Below are 22441 nucleotides of genomic sequence, written 5' to 3' on the forward strand. Positions count from 1 at the left end.
GATACAAGACAGACGTATCACTTTGTAATGCGTCTGTCTTTTCGTGAAGGGGTATAGCTCAGTTGGTAGAGCGGCGGTCTCCAAAACCGCAGGTCGTGGGTTCGAACCCTACTGCCCCTGCCATTTGCCTCGTAAAAACGGTAGTCTATTTTTGAATCCACTGGGGTGCGTTTTCTGTTTTGTGCGATTCTTAAAAATAGGGGACAGACAAAGCAGGATAGATAAAGTGTGCGGTCGAAGCAGATAGATTAGGTATGTTTCGGGTGATGCTGTCTGTACTTATTTGCAGGTTTTACCCGGTATCGGACATTTTAAGGCGCGATGTTTTTAACTCTGTGGAGCTTTAACTGAAGTTTTGGCTTGTGTTTTTATGAATAACGCTTTATTTAGTGTTAACAAGGAAATCGCGTGAGGCTTTATGAAAAGGCTTTTCGCGGTTTTGTCATGTTTAAAGTTGGCGTTGTGATTCGCGATAGTTTTTGAAAAATAATGTAGGAAAAGTGATGGCTGCCAAGACAAATCCCATTACCTTTATCAAGCAGGTTCGGGCCGAAACCGCAAAGGTTACTTGGCCGACACGTCGCGAAACTACAATTTCGACTATAATGGTTGTTTTGATGGCAGCGTTTGCAGCTGCATTCTTTTTTATCGCAGACCAGATTATGAATTTTGGCGTTTGGGAGAGCATTGATCTCTTGAAACGTCTTTTCAGCTAATAGTTCAAGGAAAGTAACCGTGGCTGCTCATTGGTACATTGTTCAGGCCTATTCCAATTTTGAGAAAAAAGTTGCAGAGGCTATTGAAAAAGAGGCGAAGCTGAAAGGCTTGGATCATCTGTTTGAAGAGATTCTTGTTCCAACGGAAAAGGTTGTCGAAGTTCGTCGTGGACGTAAAGTCGATTCGGAACGCAAGTTTTTTCCGGGCTATGTACTTGTCCGTGCTGATTTGACAGATGATGTATATCACCTCATCAAAAACACGCCGAAAGTAACAGGCTTTTTGGGCTCTGATTCTAAACCAGTGCCGATTACCGATCGGGAAGCCGAACAGATTCTTAATCAGGTGAAGCAGGGGATTGAACGGCCTAAGTCTTCTGTTTCATTTGAAGTTGGTGAGCAAGTTCGCGTTGCTGATGGTCCGTTTGCTTCCTTTAACGGGATTGTACAGGAAGTTGAAGACGAAAGGTCGCGACTTAAAGTCGAGGTTTCAATTTTTGGTAGAGCAACACCGGTTGATCTTGATTTCGGGCAGGTGGAAAAGCTCTAAAAATATTTTCCAATAGAACGACTTTAAAAGCGGGAGTTTTTTGGAATTTATAGTGGAAGGCGATTATAACTTTAGCCGGTTGTAAAAAGCCAGACCACGAAACTGCAAGGCCGGTTCTCCGGTCAATTAAACCGCCGGATTTCCGGCATAACAAAAGGCAGATTATTATGGCTAAAAAAATTGCAGGCCAGCTTAAGCTGCAGGTTCCAGCAGGCGCAGCCAATCCGGCTCCTCCTATCGGACCGGCTCTTGGTCAGCGTGGCATCAATATTATGGAATTCTGTAAGGCTTTCAACGCGGCTTCACAGGAAATGGAAAAGAATTCTCCTATTCCGGTTGTTATAACCTATTATCAGGACAAGTCTTTCACATTTTCGATGAAGACACCACCAGTTTCCTATTTCTTGAAAAAGGAAGCAAATTTGAAATCCGGATCCAAAGAACCGGGCAAGACTGTTGCTGGCACGATTTCTCGTGATAAGGTTCGTAAAATTGCGCAAGCCAAGATGAAAGATCTTAATGCGAATGACGTCGAAGCTGCTATGCGTATGATTGAAGGTTCCGCCCGTTCAATGGGTCTACAGGTGGTGGGCTGAGATCATGACAAAAATTGCAAAGAGACTTAAGAAAATCCGTGAGGGCGTTGACTTCAATAAGTATTACGCTCTTGATGAAGCTGTTAAGATGGTCAAGGATCGCGCGATAGCCAAGTTCGACGAGACAATTGAGATCACAATGAGCTTAGGTGTTGACCCGCGTTATGCTGATCAGATGGTTCGTGGCGTTGTTAATCTTCCGAATGGTACCGGACGCAAGGTACGCGTTGCGGTTTTTGCACGCGGTGATAAAGCTGAAGAAGCTAAGGCGGCCGGAGCCGATATTGTCGGTGCTGAAGATTTGTTCGAAACAGTAAATGGTGGTACAATTGATTTTGATCGTTGTATCGCTACTCCGGACATGATGCCGTTGGTTGGTCGCTTGGGTAAGATTCTCGGGCCACGCAGCTTGATGCCAAACCCTAAAGTAGGAACTGTCACACCTGATGTTGCTGCTGCAGTGAAGGCTTCCAAAGGCGGTGCTGTAGAGTTCCGTGTTGAAAAAGCTGGTATTGTTCATGCCGGTGTCGGCAAGGCTTCTTTCAGTAACGAACAGATTGCTCAAAACGTAAAAGCTTTTGCTGATGCGGTTTTGAAAGCAAAGCCGTCAGGTGCAAAGGGTGATTATCTGAAACGTGTCGGTCTTTCATCAACAATGGGTATTGGTGTCAAGATCGATTTGGCTTCGGTTCGTCCCGAGCAATAAGAATTTAACCGGCTTTATGCCGGCGTACCAATCCGGGCTTTGAAAAGAAGCCCGGGTCATACCGGGGAAACCCGGAATGTCCTGTCCGAGATTGTGGGCGACACATTGAGTGTCTTAATAGAATTCGAGCCTGCATGAGACTGGGGTAATGACCTGGATGTTTTTGAGACTAAAAGGTTTGAACCAGCGTTGCCTTTGAGTGCTTTGAAAGCATGAAAAAGGGGACAGGATCCTCACTGATGATAGGAATGGTTCCTATTGTCGAAGGCAACCCGACGGGTTTTTAAATAAACCTGTTAAATGGAGAGAGACAGTGGATAGAGCGGAAAAACGCGAATTCGTCACATGGCTCAATGGGGCTTTAAAAGAGTCCGGTTCTGTCGTTGTGGCTCACTATTCCGGTCTGACAGTTTCACAAATGAACGAACTCCGTTCCAGAATGAGTGAAGCTGGCGGTTCCGTAAAAGTCGCAAAAAACCGTCTTGCCAAGATCGCTCTTAAAGGCACGGATTCGGAATCAATTTCAGGTCTGTTCACCGGACAGACGTTGATTGCGTATTCTTCGGATCCGGTGACAGCACCGAAAATTGCTGTCGAATTTTCTAAAGCTAATGACAAACTTGTCATTCTTGGCGGTGCAATGGGTACCACCAACTTGAACGCGGATGCTGTGAAGTCTTTGGCTTCATTGCCTTCGCTCGACGAGTTGCGTGCAAAACTGGTTGGAATGATTTCCACGCCGGCTACTCGCATTGCTCAAGTTGTCAAAGCACCTGCTGGTCAGGTTGCACGAGTCATTGGCGCATATGCCCGCAAGAGCGAAGCGGCTTAAGGCTGTTTCGCAAACCGATATTCGAAAAGGATAAAAATCGTTTTCAGTCGGTTCGCTGTTAAACAATTGGTTAAACCTTTTATTTGAAGGAATATAAAAATGGCTGATCTCGCAAAGATCGTAGAAGACCTTTCCAACCTCACCGTTTTGGAAGCTGCAGAGCTTTCCAAGATGCTCGAAGAAAAATGGGGCGTTTCTGCTGCTGCTCCTGTAGCAGTTGCTGCTGCTGCCGGTGCTGCTGCTCCTGCTGCTGAAGAAAAGACCGAATTTGACGTTATTCTTGTTGCTGGCGGTGCCCAGAAGATCAACGTCATCAAGGAAGTTCGCGGCATCACCGGTCTTGGCCTTAAAGAAGCCAAGGATTTGGTTGAAGGTGCTCCGAAGCCCGTTAAAGAGGGTGTTTCGAAAGACGAAGCCCAGAAGCTTAAAGAACAGCTTGAAAAAGCTGGTGCCAAAGTTGAACTTAAATAAGTTCGATAAACCGGTGGGGTTTTCCCACCGGTTCCACCCTTTAAAAGAGTGGAAATAAAACGAGTGAATTGAACCCTTTTCCTGACAGTTCGGTGGCTGTCAGGAAACGGGTTTAAACCGTTCAGGGACATGACAGTAGAATTAACGATTGGATGGTTAATCGTCGGTCTTTGAGAAAACAAGGCGCTCCGGTTGCATGGGGGTTGCCAATCTCCATCCGGCTTTTCGGGTGGTAGATTTAAAACAAGTAAGATGTAGGTCATTTTTGATCTACTTGAACTGGTCTGCTTTATGCAGATTGATGATGTATTGCTCGTAAGGAGTGAAAGCTCCTGAAAGGCGCAAATCGAGGAGCGACGATGGCTCAGACCCTTTCATTTAATGGTCGCAGGCGCGTACGCAAGGTATTCGGAAAGATTCCCGAAGTGGCCAAGATGCCGAACCTTATAGAGGTTCAGAAAGCATCATATGACCAGTTCCTGATGGTTGATGAACCAGAAGGCGGAAGAAAAGACGAAGGCTTGCAAGCTGTATTTAAGTCGGTGTTTCCGATAACGGATTTTTCGGGTGCATCCATGCTCGAATTTGTCCGTTACGAATTCGATCCACCGAAGTTCGACGTTGAAGAATGTCGGCAGCGCGATCTGACTTATGCGGCACCTCTTAAGGTGACGTTACGTTTGATCGTGTTTGATATTGATGAAGATACCGGTTCCAAGGATATCAAAGATATCAAAGAACAGGATGTCTATATGGGCGATATGCCTCTTATGACAGATAACGGTACCTTTATTGTCAATGGCACGGAACGTGTTATTGTCTCGCAGATGCACCGTTCACCGGGTGTATTTTTTGACCACGATAAAGGAAAATCCCATTCTTCCGGTAAACTGTTGTTTGCCGCACGTATTATTCCGTATCGTGGTTCCTGGCTCGATATCGAATTCGATGCCAAGGATATCGTTTATGCCCGTATTGATCGGCGCCGCAAAATACCGGTTACCAGTATTTTGATGGCACTTGGTATGGATGGACAGGAAATCCTGTCAACATTCTACAACACGGTCACTTTCAAGCGTGTAAAAGATGGCTGGCGCATTCCTTATTCGGTAGAACGTTACAAGGGAATGAAGTTGCTTGCCGATCTTGTTGATGCCGATACCGGAGAAGTTGTTGCCCAGGCGGGCAAGAAACTTACGGCTCGTGCAGCAAAAATGCTTGCCGAGAAAGGCCTGAAAGAGATTAAGGCTACCGAAGACGATCTTTACGGTTCTTATCTGGCAGAAGATATTGTCAACTATCAAACCGGTGAAATCTATCTCGAAGCCGGCGATGAAATTGACGAAAAAACGCTTCAGGTTTTGCTTGACCAGAACGTTGACGAAATCAATGTTCTTGATATTGATCACGTCAATATCGGTGCTTACATCCGCAACACGCTTGCTGCCGATAAAAATCAGAGTAGGCAGGATGCTCTGTTTGATATTTATCGTGTTATGCGCCCTGGCGAACCGCCCACACTTGAAACAGCCGAAGCGATGTTCAATTCGCTGTTTTTCGATCCGGAACGCTATGATCTTTCGGCCGTTGGTCGCGTAAAGATGAATATGCGTCTTGATCTTGATTGCCCGGATACGATCCGTATTTTGCGGAAAGAAGATATTCTGGCAGTTGTCAAGACACTTGTTGAATTGCGTGATGGTCGTGGTGAAATCGACGATATCGATAACCTCGGTAACCGGCGTGTCCGTGCTGTCGGCGAATTGATGGAAAACCAGTATCGCATCGGTCTGTTGAGGATGGAACGTGCCATTAAGGAGCGTATGTCTTCTATCGAGATCGACACGGTTATGCCTCAGGATCTGATCAATGCCAAACCTGCTGCAGCGGCTGTACGTGAATTCTTCGGTTCATCCCAGTTGTCGCAGTTTATGGATCAGACCAACCCGCTTTCGGAAATCACCCATAAGCGGCGTCTGTCGGCATTGGGGCCTGGTGGTCTGACACGTGAGCGTGCCGGTTTTGAAGTCCGCGACGTGCACCCGACCCATTACGGTCGTATCTGCCCGATCGAAACACCGGAAGGTCCGAATATCGGTCTTATCAACTCGCTTGCAACATTTGCCCGTGTCAACAAATATGGATTTATCGAAAGTCCATATCGCAAAATCATTGATGGCAAAGTTACCCGCGAAGTTGTCTATCTATCGGCAATGGAAGAGTCGAAGCACTATGTTGCACAGGCAAACTCAAGCCTGACCGATGATGGTAAATTCGTTGATGAATTCGTCGTTTGTCGTCATGCAAATGAAGTGTTGATGGCTCCGCGTGAAAACATCGATCTCATGGACGTTTCGCCTAAGCAGCTGGTTTCTGTTGCAGCAGCGCTTATTCCGTTCCTTGAAAATGACGATGCGAACCGTGCTTTGATGGGCTCTAACATGCAACGTCAGGCTGTGCCTCTGGTTCGCGCCGAAGCACCGTTTGTCGGAACCGGTATGGAACCGATTGTTGCTCGTGACTCCGGTGCAGCAATTGCAGCCAAACGTGGCGGTATTGTTGATCAGGTTGATGCAACGCGTATTGTTATTCGTGCAACGCAGGATCTTGATCCGACAAAGTCGGGCGTTGATATTTATCGTTTGCATAAATTCCAACGTTCCAACCAGTCGACTTGTATCAACCAACGGCCTTTGGTCCGTGTTGGCGACCACATCGAGAAGGGCGATATCATTGCTGACGGTCCTTCGACCGATCTTGGTGATTTGGCTCTTGGACGTAACGTTCTCGTCGCTTTCATGCCATGGAACGGCTATAACTATGAAGATGCTGTTCTATTGTCCGAACGGATGGTTGCAGAAGACGTATTTACCTCGATCCATATTGAGGAATATGAAGTCTCTGCACGTGATACAAAACTAGGGCCGGAAGAGATTACACGTGATATTCCGAATGTTTCGGAAGAAGCACTGAAGAATCTTGATGAAGCCGGCATTGTTTATATCGGTGCCGAGGTTCAACCTGGTGATATTCTTGTAGGTAAAATTACGCCGAAGGGTGAAAGCCCGATGACACCTGAAGAAAAACTCTTGCGAGCCATCTTCGGTGAAAAGGCTTCCGATGTTCGTGATACGTCAATGCGTATGCCTCCGGGGGCTTTCGGTACAGTCGTCGAAGTTCGTGTTTTCAATCGCCACGGCGTTGAAAAAGATGAGCGTGCTATGGCCATTGAACGTGAGGAAATCGAGCGTTTGGCCAAGGACCGTGATGACGAACAGTCCATTCTGGACCGCAGCGTTTATGCACGCCTTATCGATATGCTGAATGGAAAAACAGCTATTGAAGGGCCTAAGGGCTTCAAGAAAGGCACCAGCCTTAATGAAGCTGTCATGAATGAATTTCCGCGTTCCCAATGGTGGCAATTTGCCGTTGAGGATGAAAAGCTCCAGGGCGAGATCGAAGCATTGCGCAAGCAATACGACGAATCCAAGGATGCTCTTCAACGTCGCTTCATGGACAAGGTCGAAAAGGTCCAGCGTGGTGACGAGATGCCTCCCGGGGTCATGAAAATGGTCAAGGTTTTTGTCGCGGTTAAGCGCAAAATCCAACCAGGTGACAAGATGGCAGGCCGCCATGGAAACAAGGGTGTTGTTTCGCGCATTTTGCCGATTGAAGACATGCCGTTCCTTGCTGATGGTACACACGCTGATATCGTGTTGAACCCTCTGGGTGTTCCGAGCCGCATGAATGTCGGGCAAATTCTTGAAACCCACCTTGGTTGGGCTTGTGCCGGTATTGGTAAGCAGATTGGTGAATTGCTGGATGCTTATCGTAAAGGCGGAGATATCAAGCCGTTGCGTAAACGTATCGAGGATATTATCCCCGATAATGACCGTAACGAGCCGATCCGTGATTACGACGACCCGAGCATTGTTCGTCTTGCTGACCAGATGAGCCATGGTGTGTCGATTTCGACTCCGGTCTTCGATGGTGCACATGATGCCGATATCAACGATATGTTGAAGGAAGCAGGGCTTGCAACTTCAGGACAGGTTCAGTTGTTTGACGGCCGTACCGGTGAACCTTTCGATCGTCAGGTGACAGTGGGCTATATTTATATGCTTAAACTGCACCATCTGGTCGACGACAAGATTCACGCCCGTTCGATTGGTCCGTACTCGCTTGTTACCCAGCAGCCGTTGGGTGGTAAAGCACAGTTCGGTGGTCAACGTTTCGGTGAAATGGAAGTCTGGGCACTGGAAGCTTACGGTGCCGCTTACACCTTGCAGGAAATGCTGACAGTGAAGTCGGATGATGTGGCTGGACGTACCAAAGTTTACGAAGCGATTGTTCGTGGAGATGATACGTTTGAAGCCGGCATACCGGAAAGCTTCAACGTTCTGGTTAAGGAAATGCGGTCTCTTGGGCTCAATGTCGAGCTCGATGATACTCGTGAATTATTGGCTCAGCAGCAAAACTTGCCGGATGCAGCCGAGTAATCGAGAGGGTGCGCCCGAAAGGGGCGCACCTCTATTGGCTTTTGTTAAGCCTAACCAAATAGATTTCTATTGAGATAGGTTTTTGTTCATCAATTGGCAAAATCGACTATCGCAACGGGTTTTTAGTAAAACCCCTGAAGGAGAACGGCATGAACCAAGAGGTCATGAATCTTTTCAATCCTCAGGCGCCTACACAGACGTTTGATTCCATCAGGATATCAATCGCCAGCCCTGAGAAGATTCTGTCCTGGTCTTATGGCGAAATCAAAAAGCCGGAGACCATTAACTACCGTACGTTCAAGCCAGAACGTGACGGGCTTTTCTGCGCGCGTATTTTCGGGCCGATCAAAGACTATGAATGTCTGTGCGGCAAGTACAAGCGCATGAAGTATAAAGGCATTATTTGCGAAAAATGCGGAGTTGAAGTTACCCTTTCACGTGTTCGTCGTGAACGTATGGGGCATATCGAACTCGCTGCTCCTGTCGCACATATATGGTTTTTGAAATCGCTGCCTAGCCGCATCGGTACGCTTCTTGATATGACCCTCAAGGATATCGAGCGCGTTCTTTATTTTGAAAACTATATTGTTACCGAACCGGGTTTGACCTCGCTCAAGATGCATCAGCTTCTTTCCGAAGAAGAATATATGATGGCTGTCGACGAGTTCGGTCCCGATCAGTTTACTGCTTTGATCGGTGCCGAAGCTATTTATGAGTTGCTCGCCGCGATGGATTTGCAGAAAATTGCTGCGGATTTGCGTGCCGAACTGGCAGAGACGACATCAGACCTGAAAATCAAGAAATTGATGAAGCGTTTGAAAATCGTTGAGAACTTCATTGAATCGGGAAATCGTCCGGAATGGATGATTATGAAAGTTATTCCGGTTATTCCGCCGGATTTACGTCCGTTGGTTCCGTTGGATGGTGGCCGTTTTGCGACTTCCGACCTGAATGACCTTTATCGCCGTGTGATCAACCGTAACAACCGTTTGAAACGTCTGATCGAGCTTCGCGCTCCCGGCATCATCGTACGCAATGAAAAGCGTATGTTGCAGGAAGCTGTTGATGCTCTGTTTGATAACGGTCGTCGCGGTCGTGTGATTACGGGTGCCAACAAACGTCCGCTGAAATCTCTGTCGGATATGCTGAAAGGAAAGCAAGGGCGCTTCCGCCAGAACTTGCTCGGCAAGCGTGTCGACTATTCAGGCCGTTCGGTTATTGTTACCGGACCTGAACTGAAATTGCATCAGTGTGGCCTGCCGAAGAAAATGGCTTTGGAACTGTTCAAGCCGTTTATCTACGCACGCCTTGACGCAAAAGGTTATTCCTCAACTGTCAAACAGGCTAAGAAGCTCGTTGAAAAAGAACGTCCAGAAGTCTGGGATATTCTCGAAGAAGTTATTCGTGAGCATCCAATTCTTTTGAATCGCGCTCCGACCTTGCACCGCTTGGGCATTCAAGCTTTTGAACCAACCCTCATCGAAGGTAAAGCAATCCAGCTTCATCCGCTGGTTTGTACGGCATTTAACGCAGATTTCGACGGCGACCAAATGGCCGTTCACGTTCCACTGTCGCTTGAAGCCCAGCTTGAAGCGCGCGTTTTGATGATGTCGACAAACAATATTCTGCATCCGGCTAACGGCGCGCCGATTATTGTTCCTTCACAAGACATGGTTCTCGGTCTCTATTACCTGTCGATTGTCTGCGAACATGAACCGGGCGAGGGGATGGCTTTCGGTGACATGGGTGAATTGCAGCACGCTTTGGATAGCAAAGTTGTGACGCTTCACACAAAGATCAAAGGCCGTGTCAAGAGCCTCGATGCGGATGGTAATGTTGTGTCCAAAATATACGATACAACACCGGGTCGCCTTATCATTGGCGAAACTTTGCCGAAGAATCCGAATATCAAATTCGACATTGTCAATCAGGAAATGACTAAAAAGAACATTTCCAAGATGATTGACCATGTTTATCGCCACTGCGGGCAAAAAGAGACTGTCATGTTCTGCGATCGCATCATGTCTCTCGGTTTTGCCAATGCTTGCCGTGCCGGTATTTCGTTCGGCAAGGACGATATGGTTATTCCGGAAAGCAAAGCAAAACTGGTTCAGGAAACCGAGGCTTTGGCCAAGGAATATGAACAGCAATATAATGATGGTCTCATTACGCAGGGCGAGAAGTATAACAAAGTTGTCGATGCATGGGGTAAATGCACCGATCGCGTCGCTGACGAGATGATGAAACGTATTCAGGCGGTTGAATTCGATCCTGTAACAGGACGTCAAAAACCGATGAATTCGATTTATATGATGTCCCACTCCGGTGCTCGTGGCTCGCCGAACCAGATGAAGCAGTTGGGTGGTATGCGCGGATTGATGGCAAAGCCTTCGGGCGAAATCATCGAAACGCCGATCATCTCCAACTTCAAGGAAGGTTTGACCGTGAACGAGTACTTTAACTCGACACACGGTGCCCGTAAGGGACTTGCCGATACAGCTTTGAAGACTGCGAACTCCGGTTATTTGACCCGTCGTCTTGTCGACGTTGCACAAGACGCCATTATCTCCGAGGTCGATTGCGGAACAGATAAAGGCTTGACAATGCAGGCCATCGTCGATGCTGGTCAGGTTGTCGCCTCTCTCGGTCAACGTATCCTTGGTCGTACCGCGCTTCATGATATTATTCATCCGACCACGGGTGAAGTTATTGTTGAAGGTGGCCGCATGATCGAGGAAGCCGATGTTGCCAAGATTGAAGCTGCCGGCATCCAGTCTGTCCAGATCCGTTCGGCTCTGACTTGCGAAACCCGTGTTGGCGTTTGCGCCAAGTGCTATGGTCGTGATTTGGCACGTGGTACACCGGTCAATCAGGGTGAAGCGGTTGGCGTCATTGCGGCTCAGTCGATTGGTGAACCTGGTACACAGCTGACAATGCGTACATTCCACTTGGGCGGGACCGCACAGGTTGTTGATACCTCTTATCTGGAAGCATCCTATGAAGGTAAGGTCGAGTTACGCAATCGTAAGGTTGTTCGCAATTCGGAAGGCCATCTGGTCGTTATGGGTCGTAATATGGCCATTCTTATCAAGGATGAAAACGGCAAGGAACGCGCTTCACACCGCATTACCTATGGTGCTCGCATCTTTGTTGACGATGGTGACATCGTTAAACGCGGGCAACGTATTGCCGAGTGGGATCCGTATACCCGTCCGATCATGACCGAAGTTGAAGGTTATATCGGGTTCGAAGATATGGTTGACGGTCTATCTGTTACAGAAACGACCGATGAATCGACCGGTATTACCAAACGTCAGGTTATCGACTGGCGTGCTAACCCGCGCGGTGCAGATCTGAAGCCGGCCATTGTTATCTATTCTGATAAGAAAGGCAGCAAGATCGCCAAGCTTTCCAAGGGAGGCGATGCCCGCTACATGATGTCTGTGGAGACCGTTCTTTCGGTTGAACCGGGCGCTCATGTGAAGGCTGGTGACGTCATTGGTCGTTTGCCGATGGAAAGCGCCAAGACAAAGGATATTACCGGTGGTCTTCCGCGTGTTGCCGAGCTCTTTGAAGCCCGTCGTCCGAAGGATCATGCCATTATTGCAGAAATTGATGGCACCATCCGCTTCGGGCGCGACTATAAGAACAAACGGCGTATCACAATCGAACCGAATGACGACACGGTTGAACCGGTGGAATACCTCATTCCGAAGGGTAAACCGTTCCATCTGCAGGATGGTGACCAGATTGAAAAGGGTGATTATATCCTTGACGGTAATCCGGCACCTCATGATATTCTGGCAATCAATGGCGTCGAAGCCTTGGCTTCTTATCTCGTCAACGAGATTCAGTCAGTTTATCGTCTCCAGGGCGTCGTGATTAACGATAAGCATATCGAAGTTATCGTTCGTCAAATGCTGCAGAAGGTCGAAATTACCGATTCAGGTGATTCAAGTTATATTCCGGGTGACAATGTTGACCGGATAGAGCTTCAGGAGGTCAATGACCGGCTTATTGAAGAAGGTAAGAAACCGGCAAGCGGTAACCCCGTTCTGTTGGGTATTACCAAAGCTTCGTTGCAGACTCCGTCATTTATTTCGGCTGCATCTTTCCAGGAAACAACACGCGTGCTTACCGAAGCCGCTGTTGCCGGAAAGATCGATACGTTGCAGGGCTTGAAGGAGAACGTTATCGTCGGTCGCCTTATCCCGGCCGGTACCGGTGGCACAATTGCCCAAATCCGTCGTATTGCCACAGCTCGTGACGATCTCATCGTTGACGAACATCGCAAGGCAAGTGGTGGTGAAAAAGCAAATGCCATGTTGTCCGACATGACACGCCCGGCCGCTGAATAAGCTCATATTAAAATAAATAAAAAGCCCGGTTTTTTGCCGGGCTTTTTTATTTTGGCATTTGAAACAAATAAGCGATTGCACCGCTTTTCAGATTTTAATGTAGATATTTATTGTAGATATTCTGAAATCTCGATCAAATTCAGGTCCGGATCACGCACATAAACCGAACGTATTTTTCCTTTTGCGCCGGTTCGCTCGACTGGACCTTCAACAATAGGGCAGTTGTTCTTTTTCAGGTGAGTAATGACTTCATCGATAGGAAGTTTTGATATGAAACAGAGGTCCAAACTACCCGGAACGGGCAGGTGAGCCTTGGGGTCATACTCTTTGCCATATTGATGCAGATTGATCTTCTGATTGCCGAAGCGGAGTGCAAAACGATTTTCTCCGAAAACTTCGAGCTTAAGCTCCAGAATTTCCGTGTAAAAACGCTTGGTTGCTTCGAGATCGAAACAAGTCATCACGATATGATCAATGTGATCTATGAACATAATGGGCCTCCGGTAAATTTGAAAATAGATAACAATGAATAAAATTGTTTCAGACGTTTTAAAAATATTAAAATCTATTGTTTCAAGAAACATAAATTCGGTGTTTAAAATCTTTTACGAGTGGAAAATTTAGCGCTCGAAACGATGTAATGAATTGGAAAATTAAATATTTATATGGAAAATTGTATCTTTCACCTTCAAAAGAATGATTGAGTAACCGAAATAAATCGTTAAAAAAAGAACCTGAATTAATGGAAATTTTGACTGGAACCAATTGCAACAATTTTCCCTTCGGTTTTCCTATACTTTTGCTACCCGAAAACGGTCGTTGTTTAATAGATAAGCTTGCGGGTGCCGGTTTCACGAATGTCACCAGTAAAACAGTAAACGCATATCTTGCTAAAATTTGCGTGGCTTAGGGGCGTTTGAACAGTAATTGGCGTTATTCTCGCGGATGACCACCACTATATATTGTTAAAAGTTCAATCATTTCGGAAGTTCAAAGCGAAATAGTGATCTGTCGTCGCGAGGTTGAAAATCGTCGCACGGGTTGCGATTGGTTAAGTTTTGTCCCCGTCGGTATAGCTGCAATTAATGCTATTACGGGGACAGAACTTCCAAAAACGGATATCTGATGAAACTTTTTGCCGGAAAACGCTAGTTCTTGAACTTGGTGTATCGTTTCCCTTGATCGCAAAGAACGGCGACGACGACAATGATTGCCGAGCACATTAAAATTAAAGACACTGCGGATGTAGAATTGTTCGGTGAAGCTGCGACGAGCCCCAAGGCGCTCATTGGTGCCAAACCGCCTGCAATTGCTGTTCCGAGTTCACGACCCGTTCCGACACCTGTGGATCTGGTTTCGACAGGAAATTGACGGCTTAAAAATGATCCTTGCGGCGCAAACATCATCGGCGCCAGGATACCTGTAGCGATAGCAAGTGCAAGGTAGATCAGAAGGTGATTGCCGCTTTCAAGCAACATCATGAAGGGATAAGCAAAGGCGATAGAGAGAATACCACCAGTAGCCAAAACAGCTTTGCTACTCCAACGATCGCATAACCAGCCGAATGCAGGAACGGAAAAAATGGCTATGAAGCTTGCAATTGTTATCGAAAGTGATGTGGTTTTCGCACTTACATGCTGATATTCGACAAGGTAAGCGAGTGAAAAAGTTTTAAAAATATAACTTAATGCATTGTATCCGATAGCAACGAAAAAGACGACTAGCAGACCTTTGTAACTATATTTGAATACGTCTTTCAAAGGCGTGTTGTGTTGGGTGTGTTCCTTTTTCATATCAACGAATTCGGGTGTTTCAGGTAATTGACTGCGAACCCATAAGCCGACAAAAACGAGTACAATCGACAACAGAAAGGGTATTCGCCACCCACCGGAAAGTAGAAAATCATCACCATGAATAGTGAGTATAAAGATAATTCCCGAAGATAGAAGAAGCCCGAGATTTAATCCTAAAGCGGGCCAGGCACCTTGCCTTCCACGTCTGGTCTTCGAGGCGTGTTCATATGAGGTTACAGCCGCTCCTGCCAATTCTGCACCGGCTCCAAGCCCTTGAATAATTCTTATTGCGACAAGTAGAACCGCACTCCAGATGCCCAACTTTTCATAAGACGGGATGAGACCAATCAGGGCGGTACATGTTCCCATCATACAAAATGTCACAAATAACATTTGTTTACGACCGTAACGATCTCCGAAATATCCAAAGAACATACCGCCGATTGGCCGAGCAAGAAAACCGATCGCAAAAGTGGCAAACGCTTTCAATGTGGCTGATTGTGTGTCGGAACTGTCGAAAAATACACGGCCGAATACGATTGATGCCATAGTTGCATACAGATAGAAATCATACCATTCCAACATCGACCCGACGATTGTGGCTGTCGCAACTTTTCTATTGCGCTTTTTTGCTTCAACTTCTGTTTCACCGATTATTACACTCATCTCAAGCTCCTCCCATACCGCGAACGTTGTCCTCTAGCGTGTGAATGGTATGCGCTAATGTAAAACGACCACTCAACTTTATCGCGATTAATATTGCCAGTTATCATGTTGTATGATAACTTGACAAGTCAATTTGATAATTATCAAAATGGAAAATCCGGTCAATTTTTCGGGAGGAAACAAGTGGCAGTTTATGATTTTTGTGTTGTCGGTGCCGGAATTGTCGGTTTGTCGACCGCTATGCAGCTATTGCAAAAATATCCGCAAAAGAAACTCGTCCTCATTGAGAAGGAGGAGGGGCCGGCGTTCCATCAAACCGGGCATAATAGCGGGGTCATTCATGCAGGCGTGTATTACGCTCCTGGCAGTTTAAAAGCGCAATTTTGTAAAGAGGGATTGGCAGCGACTATCGCTTTTTGCAAGTCGCATGATGTCCGTTTTGAACAATGCGGTAAACTGATTGTTGCTACCAACCCGATAGAACTCGAACGGCTTGATGCACTCGAACAACGAGCAACTAAAAACGGTTTAAATCTCGAAAGAGTGGACAAGGGATGGATAAGGGAAAACGAACCATCTATTTCGGGTGTAAGCGGGTTGCTTGTTAAGGATACCGGTATTGTCGATTATCCCGGTATGTGTAAAGCAATGGCGAATGAAATTATTCGTTTGGGGGGAGAAATTCGCTACAATACGGCATGTTTGGCTATAGCAGAAAAAACGGATTGTGTCGTTGTAGGCAGTTCTTCCGGAACTATAGAAGCTCGATATCTCATTGTCTGTGGTGGATTACAGGCGGATCGCCTCGCCAAAATGGCAGGTTTGAAGATAGATTTCCAGATTATCCCTTTTCGTGGAGACTATTTTCGTTTGTCATCGCGCTTAAAAAATTTGCCCAAACATCTTATTTATCCGGTACCTGATCCCGACCTTCCGTTTTTGGGAGTTCATCTAACAAGAATGATTAATGGTGCTACTACTGTCGGGCCCAACGCATGTTTGGCACTGGCACGCGAGAAATATTCCCGATTTGCTTTCAATTTTAAAGATGCCCTATCAATGGTGTCTTTTGCCGGTCTCTGGCACGTATTGTGGAACAATAGAAAGTCGGCTTTTTCCGAGCTGGAAAGCAGTTTTATGCCGAAACAATATCTCAAGTTGTGTCAGAAATACTGTCCCGAACTGAAAATTGAAGATTTGCAGCCTTATCCTTCAGGTATAAGGGCTCAAGCAGTTTTGTCCAATGGAGAAATGGTCCATGACTTCTTGATAAGACAGACGGCACGTATGATACATATTTGCAATGCACCTTCACCAGCAGCTACTGCATCATTACCGATCGGTCGGCACATCGTTTCTCTCGTTGAGAAAATGGATGTTTAAAACGATAAAATTATCTTCATTGAAAGTTAAAGCTCAAAATAAACGAAAGTATTTTGTATAAAATTTTATATTTGAAATATGACAAATATTATTTTTGAATTTCCAACAAATCATTTCCATCGCTTGAAATTGAAGGACAATATTGGGTGTCGAAATATTTTTATGAAGTTTATTTGGAAAAAATTATTGGAAGTAAAAATTCATTGGTGTTGAGATGCTCATTAGAAAAATGGCTAGAGTGAGGTCAATTTTCAGAGTCGTCAGACGGTAAATTCTTGTTTTGTTGAAAAAATTACGTAAATTGGAGTTGCAATGGCTATGTTGCAAGTTCTGGCGGGTGAACCAAAAGAAGAGTTTCGGGTGATGGACAAAAATAATTTAAAAGCCGCTACGACAAACGGTAACTCAAACGATACGACGAATTATCCACCAGTAAGAAGAAGAGCGACATTGGCAGATCAGATCGTTGATGTGTTGCGTTCCCGAATTACGTCCGGAAACTTGGCCGTTGGGGATCAACTGCCGACCGAACAACAACTTTCTGATGGTTTTCAGGTCAGCCGGGCAGTGGTGCGGGAGGCTATTGCACGTTTGAAACAAACAGGACTGATCAGAACACAGCAGGGCCGCGGAGCTTTTGTGATCAAGCCGAATAACCCGGCAGAATTTTTAAAACTCGATTTTCATTCGGGTATAGAACCCTCTCATGTGATGGAGCTAAGGCGTGTCATCGAAGTTGCCGCGGCCAGATTTGCTGCACAAAGACGTACGGATGACGATATTGCCCGTCTTGATCGCGAGATAGCAATTCTGGAAAATGCAGGTAACGATCTTGACCAGCGTGTGGAAGCAGATATGAGGTTCCACCAAGCTATTGCCGTAGCAAGTGGAAATCCGCTTTTTGTATTGGTTTTAGAAAAATTGCACGAAACAATGACGGATTTTTTGAAGCTTGCTCATGGGAACACAAGCAAAGTGGCTGGAGCGTTTCAAGCCGCGGAAAAGGAACATCGGGCAATTGCCGAGGCAATATTGAACGGCGATAAAGATAAAGCGGGTAACGCTATGCTAAAACATTTGGAACGGTCGGCTATCAGGCTTTCCATTTTTAATTAATCTAGCTGATTTTTAAAATCGCATTTCTAGTCAGATCAATGATCGTTCTCGTCGTGATCGTGGTCGCCGATCTCTATATTTGCGTCGTCAAGCGTGAGCTCGTGACGTTCGCAAGTTTCATACATCCAGTTGGTAAATTTCACTTTCAAACCGTTGAGAGAATAAAGGTCTGTATAGTAAATCCGGTTTGTGGCCATACACCATGGCACATCTTTTTCGTCGATGCCTGATTGTTTGTGAAGAAGCTCTGTCACATAAGCAATGCCTTCGTCGCAGCTCTTTGTACGACAGTAATTCTTATCTTGCGCAAATGCATAAAGTTCCGAGCGGCCAAGTTGGTTGACAAGGCTATCGAACGATAAAGGAATAGCGGCAATGATAATGACTACGACGATGCCAACGATCCATTTTTTTTTATGCATGATGGCACACCTCAGAAGGAGTGAATGATCAAACTTCGTAATTTTCATACATTAAACGGAATTCTAAACTTGTTGTAGAGCATAATTGCATCACTTCGGTTAAAAACGATGTGCCCATACTCCTATTGCTTGTCAAAAAGCGATCGAAATTCACCCCTTTTTACTGATTGGAACAGTGGTCTCACTCGAACTATATATTGGAAAGCCGAAAGTATGATCGGGCATTTATTGCCCGACTGGCACTAGTCGTAAAATTATGACTGCTGTTTTTTGGCCGGCAGTTTTAAACATATAATTCAACTTTGACGCGGTTTTTTATCGGCGCTCTATTGCATCATTGCTTTTGGAAGCTATTGTAGAAGAAAAAGGGAAACATTTTGAGGCTCGACGAATTTACGACAATGCCTTGTCTGGTAAGCATATGCATGAATATTACTCGATAGGTGAACTCACACGGGAGTTTGGGGTAACAACGCGGACATTGCGTTATTATGAAGATCAAGGATTAATCGTTCCGATGCGTCGTGGTCGTACCCGGCTTTACACCGAGCTTGATCGTCATCGTCTTCAACAGATATTCAGGGCCAAACGACTTAATTTTTCCTTGGCTGAAATTGCCTCGCTGCTCACTGTTACGAATGCGCCGCTTGATGACGCCATCAAAGTGGAAAATGTCCTTCAAGAGATTAAAGAAAAACGTGAGGATTTGCGACAGATGCGCCGTGATATTGATGATTCACTTCACGAGCTCGAGCGGATTGAAGAAATCTGTTTCGAGCGCTTGGCGGAACGTGATGTCAATCGCTAAGTGAACGTTATTTCACCGTGCTTGGTCATAAATTTTACCAATGTTATTCCATTTTACCTATAATTTTCCCCCAGCATTCATTGACAGGCTTTTGTAGCCGGTCATCGTCCTCGGTTATTTCACCTTTCGAGAAAGCCGGAATAAGGTTCTGTTCCTCCATTTTGTCAAATACGCAGCCACAAAAATTGGTACATAAGCGGTTATCGGGCTGGCTTTGATGACATTCGTTGACACAGGCATTTTCCATTGGTGCTCGCAATGCATCGGGTGAAGGAGGGAAGATAAGAGAAATGCAATATAAAACAGCAAGCAAGATTGGCTGGTGAACGAGATAGAATATCAGACTGTGGCGGCCGATTAGCTGAAGAAATGTGTTGAGCCAATGTGGAGCAATGCCGTTTTGCAAACAGGAAAGCAGGTCAAAACAATAGCAAATGCGTGCGGCTGTCAGTCCAAGAAGTGCCGCAGCAAACCACGGAAAAACAGGAACATAGTCGAATGAAGGGCGGGGATAAGTCGAAAGTCCCAGCCACAAAAAATAAGGGGCATTGAATAGATCGGATTTGAACATCAATGGCAAAATTACAAATATCGCAAGTGCTATAAAATTCAACCAGATCGGAGTGTAGAGAAAAAACAGCCCGATAACGCTTGCGAAAGCGATCTCGTGCAATATGCCGAAATAGATAAAGCCTTGCGGCATTATAAAATAGGTAGCAAGTGACACAAGAAATGCAGCAAGAATGATAATAAGCAGACGACGGGAAAATGCCTTAGGATGGAGTTTTTTACCTTGGGCGAGGAACAGACTGAATCCCGAAATAAACAGAAAGCAAAAGGCCACAACGCGTGCGAGCAGACGCAGACTGCCTTCGGCCGGAATTTGCGGCGCTATATAGGAAAAATAGCTCAAATCCCAACTGAAATGGTAAATGACCATGCCGAGGAGAGCAAGTCCACGGAAGAGATCAACCTTTTGTAATCGCTTTTTAATCGTTTCAGGCTGGTTCATATTGGCATCCTTTGCTATCTATTTATCATAAAGTTCAAGCTTTGCTTGTCTGAAATAGAGTGGTTTACGCAATTTCCTGTGGGTGAAACGTTTAAAATGGCAAAGATCGAAAACTTTTATGATGTTGTGAAAAGCCGCAAATCAATTCGCGCTTACCTTGAAAAAGATGTCGACCGGAAATTGGTAGAAGAGATACTGGAGTTGTCTTCGCGCGCACCTTCCGGAGCCAATATTCAGGCTTGGCAAGTCATCGTGCTCCATAATGGAGCATTAATAAAGCTTGGTCGGAAACTTTTTGATATGTCGGTCGCAGGAATAAAAGAAGAGCCTGAATATCAATTCTATCCCAGATCATGGCGCGAGCCTTATCTGGCAAGGCGGCGCAAAGTTGGCTGGGATCTTTACCGTTCACTCGGTATAGCACGTGGCGAACGGAGCAAAATCGAACGCCAACAAGCCAGAAATTTTATGTTTTTCGGAGCACCCGTAGGTCTTATTTTTACGATGGATCGCGATATGGAGCTTGGAAGTTGGCTTGACCTTGGAGGTTTTATCCAAACAATCGCGCTTGTTGCCCGTAGCTTTGGCCTTGATAGCTGTATTCAGGCAGCGTTTTCAGAATATCACAAAACAATATCGGAAGAGCTTGATATTTCCCCGGAAAGGCAAATTATTTGCGGACTTGCTTTAGGATATAGGGATGAGAGTGCACCGGAAAACAACTTTCCTACAGAACGCGCGCCTTTGAAGGATTTCGTTCGCTTTATCGAGTGAATTATGTGGCGAGGATACCTTATTCTTAAGTCCGAAAGCTTGGTTGACCGCTAATAAAATTTTGTGGAAAAGAAAATTTTATTAATAATTTTTTATCATTGTGTATTTCGCATTTCACAGTTATAGCATGCACCATTCACAACATATGTTGGTTATTTCACCGGCTTTGAAGGTGCTTTATGGATGAAATCATTGAAAAATCTTGTTGGAGCATCGCTATTAAAGCAACGATAGCTCTCGTTGCGATTATCCTGATTGTTTATCTGACTGTCGGTTTTTAAAGTCATCTCTTTTGTTCGAGGTCACATCACTTTGAATATTGATGTGTTCGTTTAATCCTATGTTTCTTTCAGTCTTTGAACTTTTTAAAATCGGAATAGGCCCGTCGAGCTCGCATACAATGGGACCAATGACGGCAGCCAATATGTTCCTTGAAGAAATTCTCTCGAATAATTGGCCGAAACCGACCCATTCTTCAATTGTGCATTTGCGAGCGTCGCTCCATGGGTCACTCGCTTTTACCGGAATAGGTCACGCTACCGATCGTGCGGTTATACTCGGTTTACTCGGCGAAACGCCATCGACCGTCAATCCCGATGCAATGGATGGCCTTGTCCGGTCGGTTCGCGAAAAAAAGGAAGTCCACCCCGAAGGCCATCCCGCTTACAGGTTCGATCCTTCTACAGACTTGGTGTTCGATCGAAAAACACCTCTGCCGGGGCATACAAATGGCCTCGTTTTCGAAGGCCTTGACGAGTTGCAAAATGTTCTTTTGCGTCGCGTTTATTATTCGATCGGTGGCGGTTTTGTCTTGACCGAAGACGAGATCAACCGCGTTGAAATTACCAATACAAGTGACAACCGAGCAGTGCCTTACCCTTTCGCGAGCGCACGCGTTATGTTGGAAATGGCTGCAAAGTCGGGTTTGACAATTGCCGAAATGAAACGCGCCAATGAAGAAACGCTTGTATCTCGTGAAAAGCTTGATGAGGGATTAGACAATATATTTTTTGCGATGAAATCATGTGTTGAACGCGGGCTCAGCCATGACGGAGAATTGCCGGGCGGCCTCCACATAAAAAGGAGGGCGAAAAAGCTTTACGAAAAGCTTGTTCATGATAGTAAAAATAACCAGTTAAGCCCTTTGGCTGCAAATGACTGGCTATCAACATATGCCATTGCGGTGAATGAAGAAAATGCCGCAGGAGGGCGTGTCGTAACAGCACCGACAAATGGCTCTGCGGGCGTCATACCTGCTGTGCTCAGCTATTATTTGCGTTTTTGTGCAGGGGCGGGAAAGAGCGGCATACGCGATTTTCTTTTAACGGCCGCCGCGATAGGCGGAATTATTAAATATAACGCCTCGATTTCTGGAGCAGAAGTTGGCTGTCAGGGGGAGGTCGGATCTGCCTCGTCGATGGCGGCAGCCGGCTTGACAGCAGCCTTGGGAGGTACACCGAAGCAGATCGAAAATGCTGCTGAAATCGCGCTCGAACATCATTTGGGAATGACGTGCGATCCTGTCGCAGGTCTCGTTCAAGTACCGTGTATCGAGAGGAACGCGATGGGAGCGGTCAAGGCGGTTACCGCTGCTTCGCTAGCGCTTCACGGTGATGGAAGCCACTTTGTTACATTGGATGCTTGTATCAAAACCATGCGGGAAACCGGTCATGATATGAGCGACAGATATAAAGAAACGAGCAAAGGCGGTCTTGCGGTGAACGTTACGGATTGTTAAA

Annotated in this window: 17 protein-coding genes and 1 tRNA gene; 14 read left to right on the forward strand and 4 right to left on the reverse strand. The window is 45.9% G+C overall.

What is annotated here, in order from left to right:
• Window positions 1-47 precede the first annotated feature (47 nt).
• From PEB0122_RS09145 to rpoC, 9 genes are all read left to right on the forward strand, one after another.
• Window positions 48-123 (forward strand) — tRNA-Trp (locus PEB0122_RS09145).
• Window positions 124-503: 380 nt separating this feature from the next.
• Window positions 504-716, forward strand: a complete 213-nt coding sequence (gene secE, locus PEB0122_RS09150; RefSeq protein ID WP_075870854.1) for a preprotein translocase subunit SecE — start codon at window positions 504-506, stop codon at window positions 714-716.
• 19 nt (window positions 717-735) lie between these two features.
• Window positions 736-1266, forward strand: a complete 531-nt coding sequence (gene nusG / locus PEB0122_RS09155) for a transcription termination/antitermination protein NusG (RefSeq protein ID WP_075870853.1) — start codon at window positions 736-738, stop codon at window positions 1264-1266.
• 167 nt (window positions 1267-1433) lie between these two features.
• On the forward strand, window positions 1434-1862 hold the full coding sequence (gene rplK / locus PEB0122_RS09160; RefSeq protein ID WP_075870852.1) for a 50S ribosomal protein L11: 429 nt from the start codon (window positions 1434-1436) through the stop codon (window positions 1860-1862).
• Between the two features lie 4 nt (window positions 1863-1866).
• Window positions 1867-2568, forward strand: a complete 702-nt coding sequence (rplA, locus tag PEB0122_RS09165; protein ID WP_075870851.1) for a 50S ribosomal protein L1 — start codon at window positions 1867-1869, stop codon at window positions 2566-2568.
• Between the two features lie 313 nt (window positions 2569-2881).
• Complete coding sequence (gene rplJ / locus PEB0122_RS09170) at window positions 2882-3400, forward strand: 50S ribosomal protein L10 (RefSeq protein WP_075916904.1); 519 nt, start codon at window positions 2882-2884, stop codon at window positions 3398-3400.
• A gap of 99 nt (window positions 3401-3499) precedes the next feature.
• Window positions 3500-3871, forward strand: coding sequence for a 50S ribosomal protein L7/L12 (rplL, locus tag PEB0122_RS09175; protein ID WP_075870849.1), 372 nt, complete (start codon window positions 3500-3502; stop codon window positions 3869-3871).
• 359 nt (window positions 3872-4230) lie between these two features.
• Entirely contained in the window at window positions 4231-8370 is a 4140-nt protein-coding gene (gene rpoB / locus PEB0122_RS09180) for a DNA-directed RNA polymerase subunit beta (protein WP_075916906.1), read from the forward strand.
• Window positions 8371-8519: 149 nt separating this feature from the next.
• A complete protein-coding gene (gene rpoC, locus PEB0122_RS09185) occupies window positions 8520-12728 on the forward strand; it encodes a DNA-directed RNA polymerase subunit beta' (RefSeq protein ID WP_075916908.1) in 4209 nt (1402 codons plus the stop codon).
• A gap of 107 nt (window positions 12729-12835) precedes the next feature.
• On the opposite strand, the gene PEB0122_RS09190 is transcribed toward rpoC, so the two are convergent.
• Both PEB0122_RS09190 and PEB0122_RS09195 read right to left on the reverse strand, forming a co-directional pair.
• On the reverse strand, window positions 12836-13222 hold the full coding sequence (locus PEB0122_RS09190) for a VOC family protein (protein WP_143238556.1): 387 nt from the start codon (window positions 13220-13222) through the stop codon (window positions 12836-12838).
• Between the two features lie 654 nt (window positions 13223-13876).
• The gene (locus PEB0122_RS09195) at window positions 13877-15187 is read right to left on the reverse strand and encodes an MFS transporter (RefSeq protein ID WP_075914326.1); all 1311 of its coding nucleotides are present in this window, start codon (window positions 15185-15187) and stop codon (window positions 13877-13879) included.
• Window positions 15188-15370: 183 nt separating this feature from the next.
• On the opposite strand from PEB0122_RS09195, the gene lhgO reads away from it, so the two are divergent.
• Together lhgO and PEB0122_RS09205 are read left to right on the forward strand one after the other, a co-directional pair.
• On the forward strand, window positions 15371-16570 hold the full coding sequence (lhgO, locus tag PEB0122_RS09200; RefSeq protein WP_075914327.1) for an L-2-hydroxyglutarate oxidase: 1200 nt from the start codon (window positions 15371-15373) through the stop codon (window positions 16568-16570).
• A 312-nt stretch (window positions 16571-16882) separates the two neighbouring features.
• Complete coding sequence (locus PEB0122_RS09205) at window positions 16883-17686, forward strand: FadR/GntR family transcriptional regulator (RefSeq protein ID WP_083639853.1); 804 nt, start codon at window positions 16883-16885, stop codon at window positions 17684-17686.
• A gap of 35 nt (window positions 17687-17721) precedes the next feature.
• On the opposite strand, the gene PEB0122_RS09210 is transcribed toward PEB0122_RS09205, so the two are convergent.
• Window positions 17722-18108, reverse strand: coding sequence for a hypothetical protein (locus PEB0122_RS09210; RefSeq protein ID WP_075870845.1), 387 nt, complete (start codon window positions 18106-18108; stop codon window positions 17722-17724).
• Between the two features lie 421 nt (window positions 18109-18529).
• Here PEB0122_RS09210 and PEB0122_RS09215 point away from each other — a divergent pair, with 421 nt between their 5' ends.
• Window positions 18530-18916: a MerR family transcriptional regulator gene (locus PEB0122_RS09215; RefSeq protein ID WP_075870900.1), complete on the forward strand. Its 387-nt coding sequence runs from the start codon at window positions 18530-18532 to the stop codon at window positions 18914-18916.
• A 43-nt stretch (window positions 18917-18959) separates the two neighbouring features.
• On the opposite strand, the gene PEB0122_RS09220 is transcribed toward PEB0122_RS09215, so the two are convergent.
• Window positions 18960-19928: an acetyltransferase domain-containing protein gene (locus PEB0122_RS09220; protein WP_075870844.1), complete on the reverse strand. Its 969-nt coding sequence runs from the start codon at window positions 19926-19928 to the stop codon at window positions 18960-18962.
• A 96-nt stretch (window positions 19929-20024) separates the two neighbouring features.
• On the opposite strand from PEB0122_RS09220, the gene PEB0122_RS09225 reads away from it, so the two are divergent.
• Entirely contained in the window at window positions 20025-20702 is a 678-nt protein-coding gene (locus tag PEB0122_RS09225) for a nitroreductase (protein ID WP_075870843.1), read from the forward strand.
• A 340-nt stretch (window positions 20703-21042) separates the two neighbouring features.
• Window positions 21043-22440 carry an L-serine ammonia-lyase gene (locus PEB0122_RS09230; protein WP_075870842.1) on the forward strand — a complete coding sequence of 466 codons (1398 nt, stop codon included), beginning with the start codon at window positions 21043-21045 and terminating at the stop codon, window positions 22438-22440.
• The last annotated feature ends 1 nt before the right edge of the window (window position 22441 follow it).

Source organism: Ditibartonella apis (assembly GCF_001952075.1).
GTDB lineage: Bacteria > Pseudomonadota > Alphaproteobacteria > Rhizobiales > Rhizobiaceae > Bartonella > Bartonella apis.